Origin of the sequence: Bacillus sp. JJ1764, from assembly GCF_036962145.1 — a bacterium.
Lineage (GTDB): Bacteria > Bacillota > Bacilli > Bacillales > Cytobacillaceae > Neobacillus.
Genome location: NZ_JBALNY010000010.1, coordinates 20,550 through 31,588, shown reverse-complemented (window position 1 = coordinate 31,588; position 11,039 = coordinate 20,550). Strand labels below are relative to the sequence as shown.

8 protein-coding genes are annotated in these 11,039 nt (G+C 36.6%); 7 read left to right on the top strand and 1 reads right to left on the bottom strand.

The window, feature by feature from the left end; genetic code table 11:
- Positions 1-649 precede the first annotated feature (649 nt).
- From V7083_RS01670 to V7083_RS01645, 6 genes are all read left to right on the top strand, one after another.
- On the top strand, positions 650-1,327 hold the full coding sequence (locus V7083_RS01670; protein ID WP_335474703.1) for a glycosyltransferase: 678 nt from the start codon (positions 650-652) through the stop codon (positions 1,325-1,327).
- Positions 1,281-2,588 carry a glycosyltransferase gene (locus V7083_RS01665; protein WP_335474684.1) on the top strand — a complete coding sequence of 436 codons (1,308 nt, stop codon included), beginning with the start codon at positions 1,281-1,283 and terminating at the stop codon, positions 2,586-2,588. Before V7083_RS01670 ends, V7083_RS01665 begins: the two co-directional genes overlap by 47 nt.
- Positions 2,589-2,615: 27 nt before the next feature.
- The gene (gene wecB / locus V7083_RS01660) at positions 2,616-3,764 is read left to right on the top strand and encodes a non-hydrolyzing UDP-N-acetylglucosamine 2-epimerase (protein ID WP_335474682.1); all 1,149 of its coding nucleotides are present in this window, start codon (positions 2,616-2,618) and stop codon (positions 3,762-3,764) included.
- Positions 3,765-3,871: 107 nt separating this feature from the next.
- Positions 3,872-5,149 (top strand): nucleotide sugar dehydrogenase, encoded by a 1,278-nt coding sequence (locus V7083_RS01655; protein ID WP_335474680.1) that lies wholly within the window; start codon positions 3,872-3,874, stop codon positions 5,147-5,149.
- Positions 5,150-5,263: 114 nt separating this feature from the next.
- Complete coding sequence (locus tag V7083_RS01650) at positions 5,264-6,451, top strand: class I SAM-dependent methyltransferase (RefSeq protein ID WP_335474678.1); 1,188 nt, start codon at positions 5,264-5,266, stop codon at positions 6,449-6,451.
- Between the two features lies 1 nt (position 6,452).
- A complete protein-coding gene (locus tag V7083_RS01645; RefSeq protein ID WP_335474676.1) occupies positions 6,453-9,143 on the top strand; it encodes a glycosyltransferase in 2,691 nt (896 codons plus the stop codon).
- Between the two features lie 61 nt (positions 9,144-9,204).
- On the opposite strand, the gene V7083_RS01640 is transcribed toward V7083_RS01645, so the two are convergent.
- A complete protein-coding gene (locus V7083_RS01640; protein WP_335474674.1) occupies positions 9,205-10,026 on the bottom strand; it encodes a glycosyl transferase family 2 in 822 nt (273 codons plus the stop codon).
- A 196-nt stretch (positions 10,027-10,222) separates the two neighbouring features.
- On the opposite strand from V7083_RS01640, the gene V7083_RS01635 reads away from it, so the two are divergent.
- Complete coding sequence (locus V7083_RS01635; protein ID WP_335474671.1) at positions 10,223-11,026, top strand: ABC transporter permease; 804 nt, start codon at positions 10,223-10,225, stop codon at positions 11,024-11,026.
- The last annotated feature ends 13 nt before the right edge of the window (positions 11,027-11,039 follow it).

Below are 11,039 nucleotides of genomic sequence, written 5' to 3'. Positions count from 1 at the left end.
AAGTTTAACAGAGCCAAATTATATAAGCACAGTAGAGATATAATAAAGGGGATCAATAAAAGGGGAAATACTATGAAAAAGGTATTAATTATATCCCAACATTTTTATCCGGAGATAGGAAGTCACGCAAATCGGATTAAAAACCTATATATCCAGCTGCGAGACAATCAATTTGATGCGAGCATTTTGACAACTGAGCCTTCTTACCCAAATAAGAAGATCTATGAGAGAGAAGAATTTTGGGATGAAGAGTCATTAAATGATCAAGATGATCGTATTCAGCGAATTGGAATTAGAAACAGAAAGTATTCCACAAGTTTTTTTAATCGTTTATTTTATTATTTGGAAATAGCTTTTAAGTTTATATTGCACATTCTAAAAGATAAAAATAAATACGATTATATTATTGTTACATCTCCTCCTATTTTTACTGGACTAGTTGGGCTTTTTGCTAAATATAGATACAAAAGTAATTTTATTTTGGATATTCGTGATTTATGGCCGGAATCTCTAAAGGGAGTTGGCGTGTTTGCGAATCCCCTTGTGTTAAAGAGTTTTGGCGTTTTAGAAAAAATGCTTTATAAACGGTCAGACAAAATTGTGATCAACAGCTTAGGCTTTAAAGAGTACATTCAGAGANNAATCTAAAATCCTCTTTATTCCAAATGGCGTCGCCAATGATGAAATAGCACAATCCATCAGAAAAGAATCCGATACCAGGAAAATTGTTTATGCCGGAAATTTAGGCCTTGCACAAAATACCGAGTTAATCAATCAACTTGTACCTCTTTTAGCGGATTATGATACAAGGTTGACGATTATCGGATATGGAGTAAATAAGAACCAGGTGCTGGAGTCGGTAAAAAATCATAAAAATGTCCAGTTCATCAAGCCTATGACGAAAAAGCAGTGTCTAAAGGTCATTGCTGATCATGATTTGGGATTGGTAACGTTAAAAGATAAAGAAGTATTTAAAACGGTTTTGCCAGGTAAAATTATTGATTATCTGGCTTGTGGTGTACCCGTTATAGGCGTATTGGACGGTTATGCAAAAGAATTAATCGAGAGCGAAAAAGTGGGAGTTGCCATGAATGACAGTGACCCGCAAGCTATTTTCTCGCAGATAAAACGATTACTTGAGGACAGGCATTTAAGAGAAGAAATGGCTCAAAATGCGCTGGAATTAACCTATGAAAAGTTTAATTTTGAAACTAATATTTATAGTTTATTAGAATATATGGATGATTCAATCTTAATTGAACAAAGGAATGATTGTGAAGATGTCAAAGAAGGTTTGCATGTTCGTCTGGAATCACTTCACAAATGATGCCCGGGTCTTACGTGAATGTACCGCGTTATCAGAGGCCGGGTACGAAGTGGATTTATTATGTATCCATGATCCCAATGACCCAAACTTGCCAAGATTTGAACAAAAAAATGATCGTTTCAGAGTGCATCGGTTAAGACGCTACCCGATTCCTTTGGAAATGGTTCAAAAACTCTTTAGGTACTCCAAACAAAATAAAGTGGTTGGAGCTCTTTTAATGCTCTTGTGGTCCTTGTTGATTTATGTATCCCCGATTGTGTTTTCCATCCTAACGGTCTTACTGGTCGTTTTGTTGAAAACCAAATTGAAAGCGATATGGGTAAAAGGCAGCTTGATCCTCGGTATGATTTTAAAAGGACTCCAAAAGGACTATGATATTTATCATTCAAATGATTTAAATACACTGCCACAAGGTTATATTTGTTCAAAGTGGCGTTTCAAAAAGAAGAAGCTGATTTACGATTCACATGAGGTCCAAACCAGCCGTACTGGATATGCCAGTCCTGTTTACGGCAAGCTGGAGGGTTTTCTCATTAAAAGAATCGATGAAATGATTGTGGAGAACCATACTAGGGCAAAATATAATGAAGATTTATATGGTTTTTATCCGCATGTCGTTCATAACTACCCGTTTAAACAAACGGTTCAAAGCGATGAAAAAGTGGATTTACATGAAATCTTAGGCATTCCTAAGTATGAAAAAATTCTGCTTTATCAAGGCGGGATCCAAACTGGCAGAGGATTGGACAAACTTGTCCAAGCCGTTCCACTGTTTAAGGAGGGAATCCTTGTGTTGATTGGCGATGGAAAAATAAAAAAAGAACTGCAAGCAATGGTTCAAGAGATGCAGTTGGAAGACAAGGTGAAGTTTCTTCCAAAAGTGCCGCTTGCCGAACTACCGAAATATACAAGAAATGCTTATTTAGGTTTTCAAGTTCTCAATAATGTTTGTTTTAATCATTATTCAGCATCCTCAAATAAATTATTTGAATATATGATGGCGGGCCTTCCTGTTGTAGCCTGCAGTTTTCCTGAGATACAAAAAGTGGTTGAGGGGGATCAAACAGGAGTTAAGGTTGATTCACACGACCCTGTATCGATTGCCAATGGTGTCAATTGGCTTCTAGACCATCCTGAAGAGCATAGTGAAATGAAGCGTAACTCGCTTAGAGCCAGCGGCAAATATAATTGGGAAAACGAGCAAAAGAATTTACTGGAAGTCTATTACAATAGCGAGTCGATACAAGAGGCTTATATTTAATAACAATAGTAAAAATTGGAGGCTACCATGGAAAACAAATTAAAAGTTATGACGGTCTTTGGTACTAGGCCAGAAGCAATTAAAATGGCTCCACTTGTGAAGGAGCTTGAAAAATATAATGATAAAATCGAATCTATTGTTACTGTAACGGCACAGCATCGTCAAATGCTGGATCAAGTATTGAATATTTTCGAAATCACGCCTAATTTTGATTTAAATATCATGAAAGACCGTCAAACTTTAATCGATGTCACTACCCGCAGTTTAGAGGGATTAAATAAAGTCATGCAAGATGTGAAACCAGATATTGTGTTGGTTCATGGTGATACCACTACAACGTTCGTGGCCAGCTTGGCGGCATTTTATAATCAAATTCCAATTGGACATGTGGAGGCTGGACTCAGAACGGGTAATAAATACTCACCGTATCCAGAAGAAATGAACCGCCAGTTAACTGGCGTATTGGCCGATCTGCATTTTGCTCCGACAGAACAATCTAAGCAAAATCTAACCATTGAGAATAAAAAGGAAAAGGATATTTATATAACAGGAAACACAGCGATTGATGCTTTAAAGACCACTGTTAAAAATAGCTATACTCATCCGATTTTAGAGCAACTTGGTGAAGACAGACTTGTGTTAATGACGGCACACCGCCGTGAAAATACCGGCAAACCGATGGAGAATATGTTCCGTGCCATCAGCAGACTTGTTGACAAGCACGAGGATATACAAGTCGTGTATCCGGTTCACATGAATCCTGTCGTTAGGGAAATCGCCAATCGAATCCTTGGCGATAACAACCGTGTACACTTGATAGAGCCTTTAGATGTCATTGATTTTCATAACTTTGCCTCAAAAGCCTATCTAATCTTGACCGATTCAGGAGGTGTTCAGGAGGAAGCGCCATCCTTAGGAGTTCCCGTTCTGGTATTGAGAGACACGACAGAGCGTCCGGAAGGTGTAAAGGCTGGTACTCTTAAATTAGCGGGTACAGAAGAAGAAGTAATTTACAATCTTGCTGATGAACTGCTATCTGATCAAGCAGCTCACGATCAAATGGCGAAAGCTTCCAACCCATATGGCGATGGACAAGCTTCTAAGAGGATTGTAAATGCTATTTTATTCCATTTTGGTTATAGTGTTGAAAAACCAACCGACTTCAATGTACAATAAAGCCTGTAATTGATTGACTTTGTAAGGGAAATGGAAATCTCAAATCTACCATTTTTTATATAGATCGATGTTTGATAAGCTATTAAAACTCCAGGAGGAAATATACTATGAAACTTTGTACAGTAGGTTTAGGATATATCGGATTACCAACTTCTATTATGTTTGCGAAGCACGATGTTGAAGTAGTGGGTGTAGATATCAGCCCAAGAGTCATTGAAATGTTGAATTCAGGTAAAATTCATATTGAAGAGCCTGGTTTACAAGAAGCATTAGAAGAGGTCATTGCAAAGGGAACATTCCGTGCAACACTTACACCAGAAAAAGCTGATGCTTTTATTGTTGCTGTTCCAACTCCAAATAATGACGATGAATACAAATCTTGTGATTTATCATATGTGTTAAGTGCTGTTAATAAAGTTATTCCTTATTTAGAAAAAGGGAACGTTTTGATCGTAGAATCAACGATTGCTCCTAGAAGTATGGATGATTATGTGAAACCACTAGTGGAAGAAGCAGGCTTCGTGATTGGTAAGGATGTTTTCCTTGTTCACTGCCCAGAGCGTGTTTTACCTGGCCAAATCCTTCATGAGTTAATCTACAACAATCGTATTGTTGGCGGTATTACACCTGAATGTACAGAAGCTGGCGCTATGGTGTATAGCACATTTGTTAAAGGTGAAATTATTAAAACAAATGCGAAAACAGCAGAAATGTCCAAGCTAATGGAAAATACATTCCGTGATGTGAACATTGCTTTAGCAAATGAATTAGCGAAAGTGTGTAATCACCTCGAAATCGACGCTTTAGAAGTAATCGAAATGGCTAATAAACATCCGCGTGTCAACCTTCACTATCCAGGACCAGGAGTAGGTGGACACTGCTTGGCTGTTGACCCGTATTTTATTGTGGCAAAAGCACCTGAACAAGCCCAAATCATTAACTTGTCTCGTACAGTCAATACTTCAATGCCGGAATATGTAGTAGAAAACGTAAACAGTTTAATGAAAAATACAAATGGTAAAGTTGTAACAGTATTTGGATTGACTTACAAAGGAAATGTGGATGATATTCGTGAGAGTCCAGCAATGGAAATCTATGAAGAGCTGAAAACTCAAGGAACCTATGAAGTTAGAGCTTTTGATCCGCACGTAGAAAATGACTTTGTTGTAGAAGATTTCGAAGCAGCTGTAAACAACTCAGACTTAATCTTAATCTTAACAGATCATAACGAATTTAAAGAGCTAGAGTTTGCTAAATTAGCAGGCATGAATAATAAACGAATCTTTGATACTAGAAATATCGTGAAAAACGCACCAAGTGATGTGGAATATATCAACTTTGGTAACCTTTATTCAGCTGTTGGAAAACAAGGCATCTTAGTTTAAAAAGAGTAAACCTATGTGTGTAAGTGTTGTTAAAGATGGTGATGATATCCTTAACAGCACTTACATATTTTTTGAGGAAATAAATTTCCAAATATTGTTAGGGGCGGAATAAGAATGCAGAAACCACTAGACCGAATTACACAAGCCTATTTTGGCGAGTTGGGCGATGCTTTTTCTGAAAAGGTAAGAAGCCGTGTCCATTGGGTTTGTGAGAAAGCAAAGGGAGAAACTGTTTTAGATATCGGATGTTCCCAGGGAATCACGTCCATCCTCCTGGGGAGAGAAGGGAAAAAGGTTATCGGGGTGGATCTTCTTCAAGAATCCATTGATTATGCCAATGAAGTTCTTTTAAATGAAGAAGAGTCTACACAGAAACTTGTCGAGTTTAAAGCGGCCAATTTCATTCTGGTCGATTTTGGAGACCAGACGTTTGATTCCATTATTCTTGGTGAAGTACTTGAACACCTTACTGATCCCGAAAGATTTATCAACAAAGCCTTTAAATTGTTGAATGATAGTGGATCTCTGATTATCACATTGCCATTTGGGATCAATGACTATTTTGATCACAAAAAAACCTATTATTTAATGGACCTCATGAACTTCGCGTACGAAAATGGTGTGGTTCAGGAAGTAAAGTTCTTCGGTAAGTGGATCGGGGCCATTTTAAAGAAGAAGGGCCAGGAAAAAAGCAGTGTCACTGTAAACAGTGATCTCGTATTTAAGCTGGAAGAATCATTCTACTCTATTGAGAGAGACTTATTGACCAAGATTGCAGCAAGAGATAAAAAAATTAAACTCTTTGATGAGAAAATTAAAACATTATCTGCAGATCTAAAAACACAGAAAACAACGGCAGTTGAACAACTAAAAGGAAAAAATAAAGAATTAGAGGCTGCTAAAAAGCAACTGGCTGAAGATGAAAAGAAAATTACAATATTAACCAGAAAGCTGAAGGAAAAGGAAGCAGAAATAAACAACAAGGCTGCGGAAGTGAAGGAAGAAGAAATTAAGTCATTGAAGGCTCAATTGCAAGAAAAAGAAGATCTCATTTCAACATTGCAGCAGCGGGAAACAGATAAGAACAAAAAACTGAAAGAGTATGAAAAACATCTGGAACTTACAAAGAAAGAAAAAATCTCGGTTCAGGAAACTCTTTATGATGCCTACAAAAAGGAAGAAAAACTGTTACAATCCCAACAAAACTTGTTAAGAAAATATCGCGCATTAAGTGAGTCAAAATTAGGGAAAATTACCTTATCCTATTGGAATAGAAGAAGAAAAATACGGGGAGGTAAGTAAATTGGATGAAAAATCCATACAACAAAGATTGTTAACACTGCAACAATTAAAGGCCAAGTTGAAATTGGAAATTGAAATGGAAAAAGAGGCGCTTCGGTCAGGAATCCTCCTTAATCCAAAATCAAATGTTAAAATGCCTACGACTAGAAACGATAATGAAGTAGATATAGAGAAAAAGAAGGAGTATCTGCGTTTGCGGGACAAGCTGGCAGATACTAATTTTTTCAAGGAAGTTAAACCGCTCTTAGATGAGATCCCAGAGAGTAATGGCAGCCGATACTATGAAAAGCTTAAGGTGAATATCGGCATTATTGCAGATGAATTTTTATATAACTCCTACAAAGATATTGCTAATTTTCACTATATAGACCGGGATAATTATAAGAAATATTCCAATCAACTGGATGTCTTTTTGGTTGTTACCGCCTGGAAGGGCTTAAACATGGAATGGAAAGGCCTGGGAAATCCGAACATTCGGAAGCATCGCCAGGACCTATTCAAAATTATCGATTTCTATCGGTCTCAAGGGACAAAAATTGTCTTCTATTCTAAAGAAGATCCGGTTAACTATGATATTTTTATTGAAATCGCCAAACAGTGCGACTATATATTTACAACAGCTGAGGAAAAAATCGACGATTATAAAAGGGACTGCCAAAATGAAAAGGTCCATGTTCTTGATTTCGGTATTAATCCTCTGTACCATAACCCGATCGGCATTAAGAAGTTCCCTAAGCGTAAAGAGGTCCTCTTTGCCGGTTCATGGTATGAGAAATATCCGCACCGCCAAGTCGATACACGCATCCTCTTTGATGGTGTCATTGAAGGCAATCGTGATTTAAAAATCATTGACAGAAATTACGATTTTAAATTGGTCCATTATTTCTTCCCGGAGCAATATTTAAAATACGTCTCACCAGCGGTGGATCACCATTATTTGCAGAAGCTTCATAAACTGTTTGATTGGGCGATTAACCTGAATACGGTTCAGGATAGCAAGACGATGTTTGCCAACCGGATTTATGAGCTTCAGGCAATTGGAAATATCATGTTATCCAATTACAGTTTGGGTGTAAATAATAAATTTCCGAATATCTTTTTAATTGATCATAAAAACGAAATCAAAGATATCTTCAACGCCTTTTCAGATGAGGATGTATTTGAACATCAGGTACAGGGCGTCCGCACGGTTATGACCGATCACACCAGTTACCACAAAATCATGGGGATGCTTGAGAATATCGGCATAAATCTGGAAGTAAAAGAAAAGAAGGTAGCTGTTCTGATAAAGGAACAAACCCCACGCCTTAAAGAATTTTTCGATGGTCAGACATACCCTCACAAAGAGCTGATTCTTATGGAAGAGTTCACAGAGGAGCAAAAAAATGAGTTTGATGTTATTGCCTTTTTTGACGATCAAAAATTCTATGGCGAGTTTTATTTAGAAGATATGATCAATGGCTTTAAATATACGGACTCAGATTATATTACCAAGGCTGCCTATTATGATGGTACTAACTGGCATGAGGGCACGGAGTTTGACTATGTACATACAGTGAATGATAAATATCGGACAGTATTCTGGAGCAAGTCATTCTCTTTACAAGACCTGATTGAAATGGAAGGGCCAATAGAGGCTGCCAATGGCTTTAGTATCGACCGCTTTGAGTTTAACAATCAAGTAGTGGAAAAGCCGGCAAGACAAACGTCCTATAAGTTATCAGTTATTGTCGCCTGTTACAATAATGGTAAGCACTTGTTGAACAAATGTTTTAATAGTTTAAAACGAAGCAGTCTATTCGACGATATGGAGATCATTTTGGTCGATGATGGTTCAACTGATTCATTAACTCCAGCAATTATCAACAGGTTGGAAAGGAAATATCCAAATGTGAAAGCTTATTCCTATCAGGATGGTGGAAGTGGCAGTGCATCACGTCCTCGGAACAAGGGCTTTGAGTTAGCAACGGCTCCATACATTACCTATCTCGATCCGGATAATGAAGCGATCAATGATGGATATTACCACCTATACCAGGAAATAACCAAGAAGAACTACGATATGGTTGTAGGAAATATGACCAAGTGGGATACAAAAGCTTCTAAATTCGATTACCATAAAACAGCCGTTTATTATTACGGCAGTGATGTGATCACAAAGGATGTCAAAGACTATCTGGTTAGAAGTCAGTTCAAGGCGATGAGTATTCAAGCATTAATCTGTAAGCGTGAAATCATTGGTGACCACGGATTGAAAATGGTAGAAGGAGCAGCAGGACAAGACACATTATTCTTCCAAGAACTGTTGCTCAACTCTAAAAAGACAAAGACCATTGATTTACCAATCCATATTTATTATGCAGCCGTTGCGGGATCGACAGTGAATTCTGTGTCAAAAAGATTCTTTGAAAAATACTATCTGCTTGAAAAATCCCGAGTACCTATTTTAAGAAACTACGGGCTGCTGCAGGAATACATTGACCATCGATTTGACTACTATTTCAAAGGCTGGTACCTAGAAAAGCTGAAGTATGTTTCAAACGAACAAGCAATGGAATCCATCAAGCTTCTGACAGAAATCTTTGATTTTTATCGTGATGAATTTACTCCTGAAAGTGAAGAAGTCATCCGCTTTAAAGAACTAAGTGCAGCTAAGGATTTTGAACAAATCAAAAGAGAATTTGTCCAATAGGTAAAAAGGAACAAGCCCTTTCCACGATAGAAAGGGCTTGTTTTATAAAAGGTTTGACCGATTATGAATGGATAAATTGTTGAATATACGAGACCGTTTCATCCATATCCAGAGGATTATGGTCCCTTTCTTTATCATAATACAAGTTGAGCTGAATCCGTTTATAATCATAGGATTCATTCAATTCTTTAAGACCCATGAAAAATGGGGTCAAATGCTTTTCCATGTCATGTTCACAAGCCAGGTTTTGCAGATAATATATTTCCGGAACATATTTGATGGTCTTGTAAAATTCTAGTAAATTTAATCTTGCAGGATATTGTTTGATGATGTCATCTCTTGTAAATTCAGGCATGGCATTAGTAAATAATTTGTTTACATGGCCTGTATAATAATGGTGAACCATCGTTTGTGGATTGTTGACCAGTGCTTTGGATTCCTTTATAAACCCAGCTAATAACAAAGACATAAATCCACCTGCAGAACTGCCGTAAAATAAAACATCTTTATGTTGTATATGACAAAGTTCTAGGATTATTTTTAGTATCTCTGAGATCTCTTTCAAATAATGACGGTCGGCATTTCCAAAACCCCAGCCGATATTTATTTTCCCTAGATACAGAGTAGGGTCATTAAAATAGATCACCGATTCTTCAAAATGATCCATCCATGAATGTCTTTGGAACACGGGCGGGGTAAATTTAGTAGAATCATATGCCCCTGAACCAAAAATAATCATGTTTTCTTTCCCTTCTTTACGTTTCAAAAGAAACTCAAACATAACCTCATTTTTCTCAACGGAAAGAATAATTGGTTCATTTAAAGGGATTATAGTTTCTGTTAATTCTTCAAAAGGGACTATTACTTTTTGATATTGTTCCACCGAAACGTTCCTTTCTCTAAGAGGGTGTAAAATGGTTGATAAAATAAGTATACAATTAATTACATGTAAATCAAAATGCCTCTGGAAAAATATGTAGACAATAAAAAACCACTTTTAAGGGATACTTATTATGATATAATGTATAACTGTGATTAATTATAGACTTTTTAAGTAAATTCATAAAGGAAGTTAGTGAATGAAAGCTGTCATTGAGATTCTAAAAGAACAAATAGCGAATTTGCATTTAATATTCCGCTTGGCAAATTATGAAATAAAAGGTAAATATCAAGCGCACTACCTCGGAAGTCTTTGGCAATTTTTAACACCTATTATTCAAATTATGATCTATTGGTTTGTTTTTGGTATTGGAATTCGTCACGGGCACCCAGTAAATGGTGTACCATACTTAATCTGGATGCTAGTTGGCCTCATTCCCTGGTTTTTTATCAGCCCATCTGTCATCAAAGCATCCAACAGTGTCTATACGAAAGTAAGTTTAGTGGCAAAGATGAAATTTCCCGTAAGTGTGTTACCGCTTATCACCATTATCAGCAATGCCTTAAACTTTATTGTCATGATTATCATTCTATTTTTCATTCTGTTTATATATGGGGTTAATCCTGGGATTTATGTTTTACAACTTCCTTACTATTTTATTTGTATGCTTATGTTTTTATATGCCATTTCTTTACTGTTTTCAACCATTGCTACCCTTTTCAGAGACTTTCAAATCCTCTTACAGTCTGTAATGAGAATGATGTTATATCTCCTACCAATCTTATGGAATATGGATAAATTGAATCCTGCTTATGTGAAATTATTAAAATTAAATCCATTTTTTTATTTAATTGAAGGATTTAGAGATACTTTCTTAAACAAACAATGGTTCTTTCATGATTGGATCTATATGAGCTACTTCTGGATTACAACGTTATTGCTTTTATATATTGGGTCATTGATTCATATTCGTTTTCGAAAACATTTTGTGGATTATATTTAGACCGGAGGCTTCT